10 protein-coding genes are annotated in these 15,554 nt (G+C 69.6%); all 10 read right to left on the bottom strand.

The features are described from left to right. Positions 1-93 precede the first annotated feature (93 nt). Entirely contained in the window at positions 94-1,608 is a 1,515-nt protein-coding gene (locus VGX25_RS11200) for an alpha-L-fucosidase (protein WP_326917589.1), read from the bottom strand. After that, positions 1,608-4,481, bottom strand: a complete 2,874-nt coding sequence (locus VGX25_RS11195) for a beta-galactosidase (RefSeq protein WP_326917588.1) — start codon at positions 4,479-4,481, stop codon at positions 1,608-1,610. The genes VGX25_RS11200 and VGX25_RS11195 overlap by 1 nt, the downstream gene beginning before the upstream one ends. Next, positions 4,471-5,004 carry a hypothetical protein gene (locus VGX25_RS11190; protein WP_326917587.1) on the bottom strand — a complete coding sequence of 178 codons (534 nt, stop codon included), beginning with the start codon at positions 5,002-5,004 and terminating at the stop codon, positions 4,471-4,473. The genes VGX25_RS11195 and VGX25_RS11190 overlap by 11 nt, the downstream gene beginning before the upstream one ends. Next, positions 5,001-5,762, bottom strand: a complete 762-nt coding sequence (locus tag VGX25_RS11185) for a GH12 family glycosyl hydrolase domain-containing protein (RefSeq protein ID WP_326917586.1) — start codon at positions 5,760-5,762, stop codon at positions 5,001-5,003. Before VGX25_RS11185 ends, VGX25_RS11190 begins: the two co-directional genes overlap by 4 nt. A 15-nt stretch (positions 5,763-5,777) precedes the next feature. Then, positions 5,778-8,786: a glycoside hydrolase family 3 protein gene (locus tag VGX25_RS11180; protein ID WP_326917585.1), complete on the bottom strand. Its 3,009-nt coding sequence runs from the start codon at positions 8,784-8,786 to the stop codon at positions 5,778-5,780. Positions 8,787-8,949: 163 nt separating this feature from the next. Beyond that, a complete protein-coding gene (yicI, locus tag VGX25_RS11175) occupies positions 8,950-11,271 on the bottom strand; it encodes an alpha-xylosidase (RefSeq protein ID WP_326917584.1) in 2,322 nt (773 codons plus the stop codon). Continuing rightward, a complete protein-coding gene (locus VGX25_RS11170; RefSeq protein ID WP_326917583.1) occupies positions 11,268-12,128 on the bottom strand; it encodes a carbohydrate ABC transporter permease in 861 nt (286 codons plus the stop codon). Before VGX25_RS11170 ends, yicI begins: the two co-directional genes overlap by 4 nt. Positions 12,129-12,134: 6 nt before the next feature. Then, on the bottom strand, positions 12,135-13,097 hold the full coding sequence (locus VGX25_RS11165) for a sugar ABC transporter permease (protein WP_326917582.1): 963 nt from the start codon (positions 13,095-13,097) through the stop codon (positions 12,135-12,137). A 31-nt stretch (positions 13,098-13,128) separates the two neighbouring features. After that, the gene (locus tag VGX25_RS11160) at positions 13,129-14,445 is read right to left on the bottom strand and encodes an extracellular solute-binding protein (protein WP_326917581.1); all 1,317 of its coding nucleotides are present in this window, start codon (positions 14,443-14,445) and stop codon (positions 13,129-13,131) included. A 99-nt stretch (positions 14,446-14,544) separates the two neighbouring features. Continuing rightward, positions 14,545-15,552 (bottom strand): LacI family DNA-binding transcriptional regulator, encoded by a 1,008-nt coding sequence (locus VGX25_RS11155; RefSeq protein WP_326917580.1) that lies wholly within the window; start codon positions 15,550-15,552, stop codon positions 14,545-14,547. Positions 15,553-15,554 lie beyond the last annotated feature (2 nt).

The raw sequence follows: 15,554 nt of genomic DNA, 5'->3' as shown, positions 1-15,554 counted from the left end.
CGCGGCGGCCGCCCCGGCCCGCCACGGGCACCTCCTGCTGGCCACCGAGCTGATCATCCTCCTTGGCCCCGGCGGGCCGCCCGCGACCTGACGTCAGCTCAGCGTGCGCGGTCTGGTGTTGGTGCCGCCGACGTTGATCTCGCTGGCGCTCGCCGGGGCGTTGTCGACGGTGGCGCGGGCTTCCAGGCGGATGTAGCGGGCGAGCGGGGCGCGGAAGCGGGCGCGCTTGAGGGTGTGGTCGCCCGGCCAGGTTCCGCGCGCCACCTCGTGGAAACGTGAGCCGTCGAGGCTGACCTCGACGCGGTAGGCCGTGATGTTGCCGGCGGTCAGGTAGTCGTACTGGTAGTTGGTGGCGGTGTCCTGGCGAGGGAGGTAGGTGAGGGTGTCGATGCCTGCGTGCAGCCGGCCCAGGTCCAGCGTGACCGACTGGGGCAGCGCGGCGGCGGCCTGCCAGAGGGTCTGGTCGGCCTGGCCGTTCCAGCCGAAGTCGCTGTGGCCGTCGATGGCGGGGGCGGCGTCCCCGCTGGTGGCGGTCGCCGAGGTCGGCGTGACCGGGTAGCGGAGCTGGTCCGGCTGGGCGGGCAGCGGCGGCCGGGTGCGGTCGGGGCGCCACATCGAGCCCACCTGTCGAAGCGTTTCGACGACGGTGGCGTCGAGCAGGCCCTGCGGGTTCGGCGGGATGTTCAGGATGAACGTGCAGTAGTTGGGTTCGAGCCAGCGCAGGTGGCCGTCGACGATCTGCTCCGGGGTGAGCAGCGCCGACGGGGTCGACGGGTGCCAGAACCAGCCGGCCGGGGAGACGGACACGCCCTGGCTGGCCGCGTAGGTGTTCCCTTCGGGGACGAACACGTTGCCCTTGGGCTCCTCGATGAACAGCAGGTCGGAGTCCCATGGCACGGTCAGCCCGTTGAGATCGAGCACGAGGCAGTCCGGCTGCAGCGACGCCACGTGGGCGCGGATCTCGCCGAAGGAGATCGTCTTGTGGCCGAGGCGGGGATGCCACGCCCACCCGTCGAAGATCAGCAGCGGCACCGGGCCGTACCGGGTGAGCAGCTCGGTGAGCTGGCCCTTGACCAGATCCAGGTCGATCGGCGCCGGCTCGTCCCACACCGGCGGCCCGACGCCGTTGGTCCGGTCCCAGATGGAGAAGTACAGGCACGGCGTCACGCCGCGGGATCGAAACGCTTCGACATACTCCCGCACGATGTCACGCCGGTGCCCGCTGCTCATCACGTCGTAGTCGGTGTACCGGGACGGCCACAGGCAGAACCCGTCGTGGTGCTTGGCGGTCAGCACCGCGAACCGCATGCCGGCGGCCCTTGCGGCGTCGGCCCACTGCCCGCAGTCCAGCGCGGTCGGGTTGAACGACATCGGGTCCTGGTTGGGGTTCACCCACTCCATGTCGTGGAAGGTGCCCATGTTGAAGTGCAGGAACATCCCGAAGCGCCAGTCGACGAACCGCTTCTGCGGCCCGTACCGGTTGCCTCGGGGCGACGAATGGTCCGCGGCCGCCGGCGCCGGCAGCACGGCGGGCAGCGTGCTCGCGGCGGCCACCGCCATCGTTGTGCGCTGCAGGAAGCCGCGCCGGTCGAACCCTTGCCCATTCATCAGCGGGCACCTCCTCGGTGATTGCCCAACGTCACCAGGCTGACCGGCCCCGGCCCGCCGTCCGACGCGCTCGGCGCGATCACCGCCAGCGCCAGGGTGTTCTCGCCGCGCTCGTTGAGTGGTCCGGCCGGCAGCACGAAGTCGCGCTGCGGGCCAAGGTCGTTGACGTACTTGCCGACGTTCCAGCCGTTGAGGAAGATCAGCACGCGGTACGGCCGGGTCGTGTCCCCGCCGAACCGCAGGCCGACCGTCACGTCCTGGGTGCGCGGCAGGTCGAGCCGGAAGCTGGTGCGGTACCAGGTGATCCCCGGCGACAGCGTTCCGTCGGCCGGCGAGCCGATCGGCCGCCAGCCCCGGTGCGCGTCGCCCGGCAGGTGCCAGCCGGCGCGCTCGCCGAACAGGCCGCCGTTGTTGAGCGGGCCGCGGACCGGCTCGGCCGCCGGGCGGATGCCCTGGACGCGCCAGGCGATCGGCGCCGCCGACCCGACGACGGACGCGCCGAGCAGGCCGCGCGGCTGCCGGAACCGCGTGTCGTTGGCGATCCAGTCGTCGTTGTGGCCCATGTTCTCGACCAGCACGGCGAGCGTGGCGGTCGACCCCGGGGTGAGCAGCCCGGCCGGGATCGCGAAGTCGCCGCGCCCCGGGTCGGGGTTGGGCGTTGGGTTGTCGGGGTCGGTGTCGGCCTGCGTGCCGCCGGCCGCCGAGCCGAGGTACCGGCCGTTGAGCCAGACCTGGTAGATCCCGTTCTTCCCGGTGATCGCGTTCAACCGCACCGAGGTCTCGCCGCCGGTGGCGGTGAACCGGCCGCGGAACCACACGTGGCCGTAGTGGTACCCGTACTCGTCGGCGTAGAGCACGGGCAGGGTCATCGGCTTGACCGGGCTGAGCGTGGTGGTCTTGTCGGCGACCGTCCACCGCGAGTCGTCGAAGCCGGGCTCGGCCTCCGGCGCCTCGGTCCGGGACCGCCAGCCGGACAGCTCGGGCAGCCGCACCGGCGCCGGTCCGGGCACCCTGGCCAGCAGCGAGCCGCTCGCGGTCGGCCGGGATCGAAGCGGTTCGACGCCGAGGACCAGCCGGCGCGCCGACGCCGGCCCGAACACCTCGAGGTCCCCGTCGGCGGCGGTGTCCACGCGCAGCCGCACGGTGTCGCCGACGACCCGGGCGGAGCGGGCCAGCGAGCCGCCCCGGACCAGCACCGGACCGGCGTTGGTGTCCAGCTTCCAGAACTGCGCGGCCGCCGCGTCGGTGCCGAGCAGCAGCAGCGCCGGGCGCCGCCCGCCGCCGGTGACCAGCACCCGCGCCAGTCCACTGTGGACGTAGTCGAGCCGCAGGTCCCCGGTTGCCGGATCGAAGGAGGACCGCACCGCGCCGTCGAGCACCCGCACCTGCGGCCGCGACGGGTACCGCAGCACGGTCGAGCCGGACTCGCCCTCGCGACCGTAGAGCAGCGCGACGTCCCGGCCACCGATGAACGCGTGCGTCATCAGCTCCGAGCTCGACCACACCAGCCGCTGCCCACCAAGGTCGTATCCGGCCACCAGCAGCTTGGCGTCCCGCCCGTTCACCCGCACCGGCACGGTGTACCGGCCGTCCGGTGTGGACCAGTCCAGAGTGGTCTGATCATCGGTCGTCGCCGCCCGGTCGGCGTGCCGCACCAGCACGAACTGGGTCCCGGTGTCCGGGTTCGCCCGTGCGCTCGCGGCCAGCACCGGGTTCGCCGGGGCCGGCGCGGCCGAAGGATCGGTCTTGGTCAGTGGCGCCACCGTGGTCGCGAAGTAGCCCTGCCGCTTGAACTCGTCGTACTTCGCCGTGGTCTGCCGGGCCTCGGTGATCGCGGCGCCGTAGTCGTACGAGGTGTAGACATCGTTGGGCTGCGACAGCCAGCCCCAGTTCGTGCCGCCGTAGGCCATGTAGTAGCCGAACATGGTGGCGCCGCTGGCGATGAGATTCGACTTGTAGAAGAACTTCATGTAGCTCGGCCCGGTCAGCGCCCGGCACCCCTCGTACCCCGCGCGGTTGAGGTCGATGGCCCCGGCCTGGTACTCCGCCGCGTAGACCGGAGCGTCCTCGCGCAGCCGCTCGGTGACGCCCTGGCCCCACGGCCCCCAGATGTCCGGGGTCTGACACTCGAACGACTGCGGATAGTCATCGACGCCCGGGACCTGCACCGCGCCGGGACCCGTGCCCCAGCTCGACGACCACGACGCGGCGTCACAGCAGGCGTTGTGGGTGATCGGGACGTCGATCCCGGCCGCCCTGGCCTGGTCCTGCAGGTCCTGCATGTACGCGGGATCGGTGTTGACCGCGTATTCGTTCTCCACGTTGTAGACGATCACCGAGCCGCCCCGGGTGACCTGGTGCCGCGCGATGATCGGGTTGATGTGGCCCAGCCAGTCCCGGTACGCCTGGGTGTAGCCGGGATCGCTGGACCGGGCCCGGCCCGGCACCTGCTTGAGCCAGGCGGGGAAGCCGCCCCCGCTGACCTCCGCGTTGATGTACGGCCCCGGCCGCACCGCGACGTACAGGCCGAGCTCCTCGGTCAGCCGCAGCAACCGGTCCACGTCCCGCACCCCGGTGAAGTCGTACACGCCGGGCGCCGGCGAATGGTAGGACCAGTTGAAGTACAACGAGACCCCGTTGAACCCGGCGGCCCGGATCCTCTCCAGCACGTCGCGCCACAACTCCGGGCTGGGCAGCCGGAAGTAGTGGAACTCCCCGCTCCACAACAACACCCGCTTGCCGTCGACCAGCAACGAGTAGTGGTCATAGGTCACGGTGTGCCGAGCCCGCGAGTCCGGCTCCGCGGCCGAGGATTGGGGGACGACCACCAGGGTGGCGATCATCAGGAACCCGCTGAGCAGCTTACGAATCATGATGTCTCCTGGGGAGAGACGTGGATGGCCGCGACGGTGGCCGCGCCGAGCCGCGGCACGAGCTCAGGTCCAGCACGCCGTCGGTCACCTGAACCGGGAAAGCCTTGTCCATGGCGGTGTTCCGGCCGGCCTCGGCGGCGACGTCCAGGCCGGCGAGCATCCGCTGCCGCTCGGCGTTGACGTTGAAGACGTCCACGCCCGGCCGGCTGGCGACTGGGACCGGCACGCTCAGCACGCGCCGGTACCAACCCGGTCCCCTGTGGTACGAACCGCCGTCCTCGCCGTCGCGGGCATTCCACGTGTGCGGCAACGTCACCCGCTGCCAGCCACCGTCGTAGAAGCCCGGCTCGTGCGCGCCGGCCGGATCACCCGGCTGGAACCGCCATCCGTGATCGGGACCGATCTCGGTGCCGGCCGCGGCCACCGTCCCGGGTTCCTCCCAGGTGGCCGCGGCGGGCGCCGCGGCCACCACCGACGCCACGCCGAGCGGCGCGGCGAGCGCCGGGAGGAACCGGGATCTCATCTGATATCCGCGATGTAGGAGTTGGTGTTGAGCTGCCCGTTGCCGATGAACACCTCGGTGCCGGCCTGGATGCTGGACAGGTACTTGGTGTTGGGCACCCAGCCCCTACCGATCAGGTTGTTGAGGAAGTCCTGCAGGTGCAGGGTGACCGAGGTGGTGTTGGAGTTGCGGACGAACGAGAAGACGTTCCACCCGATGTTGCCGCGGTAGAGCGTCCAGCTCGTGCCGGCGATGTTGACCGTGGCCTGCGGGGTGCCGACCGGCCCTGCCCCGCCCTGCCGGTGGGTCCAGATCATCACCTCGTCAGTCGGGTTGTTCTGCCAGTCCGGGTTGGCGATGTCGTGCAGCCACAGGTCGTAGGCCACGTTCATCGTTCCGGTCACCCCGGACAGCCCGTAGCTCCAGGACGTGAAGATGTCCCGGCCGGCGTTGAGCCGGACCGGCAGCTCGGTGCCGGTCCGCCGCCAGCCCCAGTGCCAGCCGAGCACGGAGCTGTCGTAGGACTTGACCGAGTTCGACTGCCCGGACCAGGACCAGTTGGTGCCCCAGCCGATGGTGTCGCCGGACTGCCAGTTGTTGAAGATGCACTGCCAGCCGGAACCGGAGCTCTGGCCCCACAGGTTGTTGTTGAGCCAGTACTTGCCCATGTCGATCGTGCCGAAGGCGGTGCAGGTGCTGGCCGCCTGTGCCGGCACGGCGGGTGCGACGGTGAGGGTGACGATGGTCAGTAGCGCCACGAGCAGGGAACGTGCGCGCATCCGGGAGACCTCCTGTTATCGCAGGGAGAAGGTGCTGATACGCAGATCGCCGGTGAACACGAGGTACACGTCGTGCCGTCCACTTGCGCCGGTCAGCCTGCCGGTCGTCGTCGTGTAGGCATACTTGTCCCCCGTGCTGGGAACCGGGATCGTGCCGACGAGCCGGCCGTTCACCGGGTCGTCGAGCCGAACCTCGATCGACGCGGATCCGGCCGCCGCCCGCGCCACGCGCGCGGTGAAGCCCCGCGCGCCGGCACGAAGATCGGTGTCGGTGAACTTGACCCAGTCGCCGGCCGACGCGCCGACGGCGTCGCCGCGCACCTTGCTCTCGTCGACCAGGTCGACGCCGCTGTAGTCGTCGAAGTCGATCGCGCGGGTTTCCTTCCCGAGGTTGCGCGACGGAATCTGCTCTCCATCAACGCGAACCGCGGCCCGCTGCCGGATGTCCCCGGCCGACGCACCGACAAGGACGTCGTGAACAGACTGCTCGACCACCCAACGACTCCGGGTGACGTCCCAGTGCGCAAGGTCCTGCGCGGCCAGGCTCAACCGAACCGTCCTGGTCTGGCCCGGCTCCAGGTGCACCCGCTGGAACGCGCGCAGCTGCTGGACCGGCTGCTTGTCCCGCGAGCTGCGCTGGTGGGTGTAGAGCTGGACCACCTCGTCACCGGCCCGGCGCCCGGTGTTGGTCACCCGGACGCTCACCTCGACCGTCCCATGTGGACGGACGGTGGCCTGGCTCACCCGCAGGTCGCTGTAGCGGAACGAGGTGTAGGACAGCCCGTGCCCGAACGGGTAGAGCGGATCGCCGCGGAAGTACTGGTAGGTGCGGTCGGTCTTGATGATGTCGTACTCGAGGATGCTCGGCAGGTCGGCGTCGGACCGGTACCAGGTCTGGGTGAGCCGGCCGGCCGGGTTCACGTCGCCGAACAGCACATCGGCCACGGCGTGCCCGGTCTCCTGGCCGGCGTGGGTGGTCCACAGGATCGCCGGGATGTTCTGCTGCTCCCAGGTGAGCGTGGTCGGGTAGCTGTTCTCCACCACCACGATCGTGTTCGGATTGGCCCGGTGCACGGCCCTGATCAGCTCGGACTGGCTCTCGGCGAGCGCCATCGTGGTCCGGTCGTGGTCCTCGCGCCCGTTGATGAACGGCATGCTGCCGACCACCACGATCGCCGCGTCGGCGCCGGTGGCGGCTTGCACCGCGCCGTCGATGCCGCGGCTGAGCGTCTCCTTGGTGAACCTGGCCGCGCCGGCCGCGTCCGGCGAGCCCAGCGTCAGCGTGCCGTCGGCGGTGACGGTCACGTAGTTGTTCGGGCCCTCCCAGTCGTTCGGGGTCTCGAAGCCGGCGTACCGGATCACGAAGGTGCCGTCGCCGGCATCCTCGAGCTTGAACTGCTGCTGGACGAACCAGTCCCGGGGCTGCGGCGCGCGGTTGACGAACGGGCTGGTGGCGCCGAAGTCCTGGCGCTCGACGTACCGGTCGTTGGCGACGCTGCGCAGGGTCAGCACGCCCTGGCCCCAGTCGAACACGTCGAACTGCTCGGTGGCGCCGGCACTCGTGCCGGACGCCCTGAGCACCTCGCCGTCCACATCGGACCCCGCGGTGACGTACCGGCCGCTGGCGACGTCGCGCAGCGCGATCCGGTCCACCGCCTCGGTGTCGGCCACGGTGGCGCCCGCGCCGAGCCGCTCCTTGATCCCGTCAAGTGGGGTGACCCGGTACGGCAGGCTGCCGGAGTACCAGTCGGTGTAGAGCGTCTTCTCCAGCGGCCCGATCACCGCGACGTTCCTGGCCCGTGCCGGGTTCAGCGGCAGCGCGCCGGTGTTCTTGAGCAGCACCATGGCCTCGCCGGCCACCGTGCGGGCCAGCGCCCGGTGCGCCGGGCTGTTCACCACGTCCTTGGTGATCCCGGCGTACGGCCCGCCGTCGGGGTCGAAGTCGCCGAGCCGCATCCGGACGCTGAGCACGTGCCGCACCGCGGTGTCGATGTCGGCCTCGGTGAGCAGCCCCTGGGCGAGCGCGGCCTTGATGTGCTCGATGGTCGGCGCGGAGTTCTGGTTGTCGACGGTGAAGCTGTCCAGGCCCGCCTTGAGGGTCGCGGCGAAGCCTTCCGGGTTGGTGGCGTAGTACTGCTCGGAGCCGGTCAGGTTGTACGGGGCGAACGCGTCGCTGACGTTGTACAGGGTCTTGTCGGTCCAGGTGCGCACCACGTCGTTGAAGTCCGGGTTGACCGTGTTGGGCCGGCCGTTGACCAGGTTGTACGCGCCCATCACGCCGGTCGCGGCGTCGGCGGAGATGGCCGCCTTGAACGCCGGCTCGTCGTACTCGTGCTTGACCCTCGGCCGCAGGTTGGACGAGGTGGTGTCGCGGCGGATCTCGTTGTTGTTGGCCAGGTAGTGCTTGAGCACCGGCGCCGTCTTGAGGTAGGTCGGGTGGTCGCCGGTCAGGCCCGCGCCGTAGGCGGTGGAGATCTTCCCGGTGAGCAACGGATCCTCGGAGTAGCCCTCCTCGTTGCGGCCCCACCGCGGGTCGCGCAGCAGGTTCACCACCGGCGCCCACAGCTGCACGCCCCAGACGCCGGGAGCCTCGGAGTTGTACCCGCGGGCCTCGTCGCCGACGACCGAGCCGACCCGCTTGATCAGGGCCGGATCCCAGGTCGAGGCCAGCCCGATGGCCTGCGGGAACACGGTGGCGTTCGCGGTCACCACGGCCCCGTTGTTGTTCCGGTCGGTGGTCCAGGCCAGGCCGTGCAGGGCCTCGGTGCCGGCCTTGAACTCGGGGATGCCGAGCCGGGGGATGGCCGGCTGGAACTGGTGCAGCAGCGAGATCTTCTCGTCCAGGGTGAGCCGGCGGAGCAGATCGTCGACGCGCACGTTCAACGCCAGGCCGGTGTCGTTGAACGGGTAGGCCTGCGGTTGGTCCGCGGCCGCGAGTGGTCCGGTCGTGCTGACCATCAGTGCGACGGAGACGGCGAGGACGCCGAGCCGGCGGTGGTGGGCAGGGACACGTCGCTTCCTCATTGAGCACGCTCCATCGGGCTCGCGTCGAATTGCTGTCGAAGCGCTTCGACAATGGTCGCCGATCCTGGGCGGTTGGGTTGTGGGTTATGCCGACTAGCTGCGGGAACGGGGTCCGCGGTTGAAGATCACTTCATCGAAGCGCTTCAACAACGCAACGAGGATGTTAGGCCTGTGTGACGCGACAGACAATGGGCCCGGCGGCCTCGATGAGAACTCCCTGCTCGTGCCGGGTCACCGAGCCGCCGGTGACCGACTCGACCGAGTCCACGCCGACCAGGAGCAGCCGCCAGCTCGCCGGCGGGCGGTCCACGTCGACCCGGATCATGTCGCCGTGCCGGGTGGTCCGGAACGTGGCGGCGACCTCCCCGGTACTGGTGGGAATGGTCGTGGTGACCGACGCGCCGTCGGCCAGCTGGTAGGCATGCAGGGTCACACCCTCCGCGTAGTCGTAGGCCGGCCGGTCGGCGACCGCGCCGACCGGGATCACCGAGCCGGGCCGGGCGAGCAGCGGCACGCTGCTGAACCCGTGCCGCTCGCGCACCCAGCCGGGGCCGCGCACCTGCTGGCCGGTAAGGAAATGCGTCCAGGTGCCGGGCGGGACGTAGTAGTCGACCGAGCCGTCGGCGGTGAAGACGGGGGCCACCAGCAGGTCGTCGCCGAGCAGGTACTGGCGGTCGAGGTGGGTGCAGGCCGGGTCGTCCGGGAACTCCACGACCATGGCTCGCATCATCGGCACGCCCTCGCCGTGCGCGGTCCTTGCGGCCTGGTAGAGGTAGGGCATCAGGCGCGCCTTGAGGTTGGTGAACCGGCGCAGCACGTCGACCGACTCCTCGTCGAACAGCCACGGCACCCGGTAGGAGAAGTTGCCGTGCAGCCGGCTGTGCGAGCTCAGCAGGCCGAACGGGATCCAGCGTTTGAACAGCTCGGCCGTCGGGGTGCCCTCGAACCCGCCGATGTCGTGGCTCCAGAATCCGAAACCGGACATGCCGAGTGACAGGCCGCCGCGCAGGCTCTCGGCCATCGACTCGTAGGTCGAGGAGTTGTCGCCGCCCCAGTGCACCGGGAACTGCTGCGAGCCCGCGGTCGCCGAGCGAGCGAACACCACGGCATCCCGCTCGCCGCGACGCTTGCGCAGCAGGTCGAACACCGTCTTGTTGTACAGATACGTGTAGTAGTTGTGCATCAGCTCCGGGTCCGAACCGTCGAAGTACTCGACGTCGGTCGGGATCCGCTCGCCGAAGTCGGACTTGAAGCAGTCCACGCCCATGTCCAGCAGACCGTCCAACTTGGACGCATACCACTCCCGGGCCTCCGGGTTGGTGAAGTCGACGACGGCCATGCCCGGCTGCCACAGGTCCCACTGCCACACGTCGCCGTTCGGACGCCGCAGCAGGTAGCCGTTCGCCTTGCCCTCGGCGAACAGCGGCGAGCGCTGCGCGATGTACGGGTTGATCCAGACGCAGATCCGCAGCCCCCTTGCCTTCAACCGGGTGAGCATGCCCCGCGGGTCGGGGAACACCCGGCGGTCCCATTCGAAGTCGCACCAGCTGATCTCGCGCATCCAGAAGCAGTCGAAGTGGAAGACCGACAGCGGCAGGTCACGCTCGGCCATCCCGTCGATGAATCCGGTGACGGTCTCCTCGTCGTAGGAGGTGTTCCAGGAGGTGGACAGCCACAGGCCGAACGACCAGGCCGGGGGCAGCGCCGGCCGCCCGGTCAGCGCGGTGTACCGGCGCAGGATCTCCTTCGGGGACGGGCCATGGATCACCAGATAGCGCAGCACCTGGCCGGGCACGCTGAACTGCGCGCGCGCCACGTCCTCTGAGGCCACCTCGAACGACACCGCCCCCGGATGATCGACGAAGACGCCGTAGCCGGCGTTGGTCAGGAAGAACGGCACGTTCTTGTACGCCTGCTCGCTGCACGTTCCGCCGTCGGCGTTCCAGATGTCCACCGCCTGACCGTTCTTGACCAGCGGGCCGAACCGCTCGCCGAGCCCGTAGACCGCGTGCCCGACGCCGAGGGCCAGCCGCTCGCGGACATGGTGCTCGCCGGAGTCGGTGGTGATGAACGCCAGGTCCTCCGGGCCGCTGGAGGTCAGCACCCGCCCGCCGGCAAGGAAGTCCAGCCGCCACGGCCCGCTCCGGCTCACCCGCGCCGACAGCCCGCCCGCGGTCAGCGTCGCGGCCTCGGCGTCGATCTCCTGCGACGCCACGGTGTCCGGCTCGGTGAACAGCTCGAACCGCGGCGGCCGGGTCACCTGGCCGGCGTAATGGGTGACCGACACGGCGATCACGTCCGGCATCGGCGCCGTGATGTCCACTGTGAACACCGGCCCCTTCTGCAGGTCGACCCGGCCGCGTACGGGGTAGGCCGGCGCGTAGATCGTCAGCCCCGACGGGCCCGGCTCCACGTCGAGCACCTCGACCGGGTAAGCCGGATGGATGCCCGCGCGCATCCGCCAACGACCATCGGTGAACTTCATTTGATCGCTCCCACCGCGATACCGCGCCGCAACGTGCGCTGGAACACCAGGAAGAACACGACCGCAGGCAGGATGCCGAGGAGCGCGGCGGCGCTCGTGGTCGTGGCATCCATGAGCCGTTGGCCGCGCAGGATGCCGAGCGCCACCGGAACGGTCTGGTTGTCGCTGGAGATCAGCATCACCAGCGGGATGAAGAACTCGTTCCAGGTCCAGATGAAGAAGAAGACCATCAGCACGGACAGCGTCGGCCAGCTCATCGGGACCACCACCCGCCACAGCACCTGCCACCGGCTCGCACCGTCCACATAGGCCGCATCCAGGACCTCCCTCGGGAACGTCGACAGCACCGAGGACAGCAGGTAGGTGCCGAACGCGCTCTGGATGGCGGTGAAAATGATGACCACAGCGAGCCGGGTGTCGTAGAGGTCGACCTCCTTCGCCATGTAGTACAGGGGATAGACCAGGGCCTCCTGCGGCATCAGGTTGGCCAGCAGGAAGATCGCGATGATCCACAGCCGGCCGCGCACCCGGCCGATGCCGAGCGCGTAGGCCGACAGGATCGACACCAGCACCGCGAGCACGGCCACCGAGCCGGCGATCACCGTGCTGTTGACCAGCTTCTCGCCGAAGTCGACCCGGATCCAGAAATCGCTGATGCCCTTGAAGAAAAGGCTCTGGGGCAGCCCCAGCGGCCCATTCTGCGAGTAGTCCGCCGGCGCCTTGAACGCGTTGAGCAGCACCAGGACGAACGGGACCAACGTGATCAGGGCGAGCACGCTCAGCACGACCAGCACGACGTGCCGGACCGGATCGCGGCGGCGCCGGCGCGCCGGGCGGTGCAGGGTTGCCGTCGTCACCGCGGATCACCCCTCGCCCTTGCTCTGCGCCCGCAGGAAAAGCACGGCGAGGCCCACGATGATCACAGTAAGCACGGTGGCGATCGCGGCGCCGTAGCTGACGTTGGACCGCTCGAAGAAGTTCTGCCAGGAGAAGTAGGCCGGCACGTTGGTCGCGCCGCCGGGACCGCCCCGGGTCAGCACGTAGATCTTGTCGAAGGTCTTCAGCGCCGCGACGGTGCAGGTGAGCATGACGACGTAGATCTCCGGCCGGATCTGCGGAACCGTGATCCGCCACAGCTTCTGCCACCAGGACGCGCCGTCCAGCTCGGCCGACTCGTACAGTTCCGGATCGACCCGCTGCAGGCCGGCCATGAAGATCACCACGGGGTAGCCGATCTGGATCCACACCAGCACGCCCATCACCGACAGCAGCGCGGTGCTCTCGTCACCGAGCCAGTTCTGGGTGAACGAGTCGAGCCCGACGAACCGCAGCAGCGCGTTGGCCGCGCCGTAGTCCGGATGCAGGATCCACAGCCAGACGATCCCGGCCACCGCGGCCGGCAGCACCTGCGGTAGGTAGAACGCCGCCCGCAACGCGTTCGCCGGCCGCTGCCCGACCCGCTTGGCCACCACGTCGAACAGCGCGCCGGCCAGCAGCAGTCCCAGGAAGGCCGGGATGACCGCCATCGCCAGGATCAGCGCCAGGTTGTTGCGGGAGGACCGCCAGAACGTCTCGTCGGCGAACAACCTGCGGTACTGGGCGATGCCGACCCAGTCCGGGGTCCCGACCCCGTCCCAGCGGGTGAAGCTGATCCCGATGTTGACCGCGAGCGGGATCGCGATCACCGCGATGAAGATCAGCGCGCCGGGCACCAGGTAGGGCAGGTACCCGGCGCGCCGCGCCGGCCGGGGTCCACCGGCCCGGCGGCCTGCCGGTCGGGGCGCCGGCCCGGTCGGGGCCGGCGCCGTCTGCGCCGGAAGCGTCATCGTGGTTGCCGCCCATTCATCGGCTACCGCCTCACCCTCCGAGGTTGGCGAGGTTCTCCTCGTACGGCTTGGCGATCTCGTCGAGCACCTGGTCGGGACTCGCGCTGCCGTTGATCAGCTTCTGGGTCGCGGCCACCAGCACGTCGTAGTAGCCGGGTGCGGGCCAGTCGGGGTAGAAGGCGAGGCCGTCGCGGCCGGCAAGGGTGTTGAAGTTCTCGATCAGCTCCTTGCTCTGGGCGTCGGTGACCGCGCCGGGGTCGGCCGCCACCGGCACGCCGCCGTTGTTGCCGAGCAGGTTCTGGTTCTGCTTCTGCATCGTGATGTTGATGAAGTCGTAGGCCAGGTCCTTGTTCTTGGACCCCTGCGGGATGACCCAGATGTTGCCGCCGGACGCCGCGCTCATCTGGGCGGGCCACAGGAACGAGCCCCACTTGAAGCCGGTGATCTCCTTCTGCAGCCGGCCGAACCACCAGCTACCGGAGATCATCATGGGGAACTTGCCGGAGATGAACGCCGTGCCCATGTCCTCGGCGGTGATGCTGGTGGACTGCTTGTCGATGTAGCCCTTCTGCACCCACTCGACGAAGGTGTTGGCGGCGTAGGTCCACACGCTGTCGTGGAAGTCGACCTTGCCGGTGTACCGCTGGTACCGGTCCACCCAGCCGCGGTCCGCCTTGGTCAGGGCCAGCTGGTAGAGGATCTGGTGCGCCGCGTACTCCGAGCCGCTGACCGACAGCGGCGTGACGCCGGCCTGCCGGAACTTGTCCATGGCGGAGACGAGCTGGTCGAACGAGGTCGGCACGGACAGGCCCTGCTGGGCGAACATGTCCTTGTTGTAGAAGACCATGATGTACTCGGCGTAGTTCGGCACGCCGAACCACTTGTCCCCGCCCATGATCCCGCGCTGGTCGTACTTGCAGGTGGTCTGCAGGTTCTCGCTGAGCAGCCTGTCCCAGCCGCGCTTGGTCACTTCCTCGGTCATGTCGGTGAGCAGGCCCTGCTTGGACAGCAGGCCGGCGGTGGCGTTGCCCTTGTTGTACTCCATGAGGTCCGGGGCGTCGTCGGAGTTGAGCACCATGGGCGCGGTCTTCTGGATCTGCTCGAAGCTCTGCTCCTCGAACTTCACCGTCACGTTGGGATGGGAGCTCTGGAACTCCTTGATCGCCTCCGCCCAGGCCACCCCCATCGCGCTGGTCGGGCCCTCGTAGTGCCAGAGCTTCAGCTCGCGGGGGCCGGAGTTCGCGGCGCTACCGCCGCCGTCATCGCCGTCATTGCTGCACGCGGCCAGCACGGTCGTCGCCACGGCGAGGACTGCCAGTAGCCGCACACCCTTTCCTGCTGTGAACATCGTCGTTCCTCCAAGCAGTCGTCGAACTGTCGAAGCGCTTCGACGGTTCGAAGCGCTTCGATGGCTCGCTGCGCGAACTCGGACCTGTGTCGTTGTCGGTTACTTCCTCGGCTTGCTCGTGCTCGCCCGCCGGACGAGCCGCGGCTGGAGCAGGGTGTCGTCGGGCACCAGACCGCCGTTCAGCTTGGTCATCAACAGGTTCACCGCCTGCCGGCCGATCTCCTCGGCGGGAATGGCCACCGAGGTCAGCCCGGGATGCGCCCGCTCGGCGAGCTCGTCCGGGCAGACGGCCACCACCGAGAGGTCGTCCGGAACGCTCCGGCCGGCGTTGGCGAACGCGGCCAGCAGCGGCTCGACGACGGCCTCGTTGTGCACGACGACGGCGGTGAGATCGGGATGGTCGCGCAGCAGCGTGGCGACCACCGCGTGCGCCGCGAGCGGGGTCGCCTCGCAGGGGTGCACGGTGGCGGCCACCTTGGCCCTTGACGCGGCCAGCTTGAACCCGTCCGCAAGCCGGGTGGCGAACCCGGTCTCCCGCTTGTACACCTCCGGCGGCGACCCGATGAGCGCCACCCGCCGGTGCCCGAGATCGGCCAGGTGCTGCAGGCAGACCGCCCCGGTCGCGGCGAAGTCCAGGTCGATGCAGGTCAGCCCCTCCGCGTCATCGGGAAAGCCGATCAGCACCGACGGCCGCTGCAGCTCACGCAGCACCGGCACCCGCTGGTCCTGCAGCTCGACGTCCATCACGATGATCGCGTCCACCAGCGCGGTGCCGGCCACCCGCTGCAGCCCCTTGACGCCCTCGTCCTGGGTCAGCAGCAGCACGTCGTGATCGAACTGGCGGGCCGCGGTGACCACCGAGATGGCGAACTGCATGATCACCGGGACGTGCATGCCGCTGCGCAGCGGGATGACCAGGGCGACCACGTTGGACCGGTTGCTGGCCAGCGCCCGCGCTCCGGCATGCGGCTGGTACCCGAGCACCCGGACGCTGCGCAGGACCCGCTGCCGGGTCTCCTCGGAGATCGCGCGCTTGCCGCTGAGCACGTACGACACCGTGCTCGGCGCCACCCCGGCGTGCCGGGCCACGTCTTCGATCTTCGGCAAGG

This window comes from Actinophytocola sp., assembly GCF_035942955.1.
Taxonomy (GTDB): Bacteria; Actinomycetota; Actinomycetes; order Mycobacteriales; family Pseudonocardiaceae; genus DASYTH01.
Note: the sequence above shows the minus strand (reverse complement) of the source record. Positions and strands in the feature narration are given on the sequence as shown.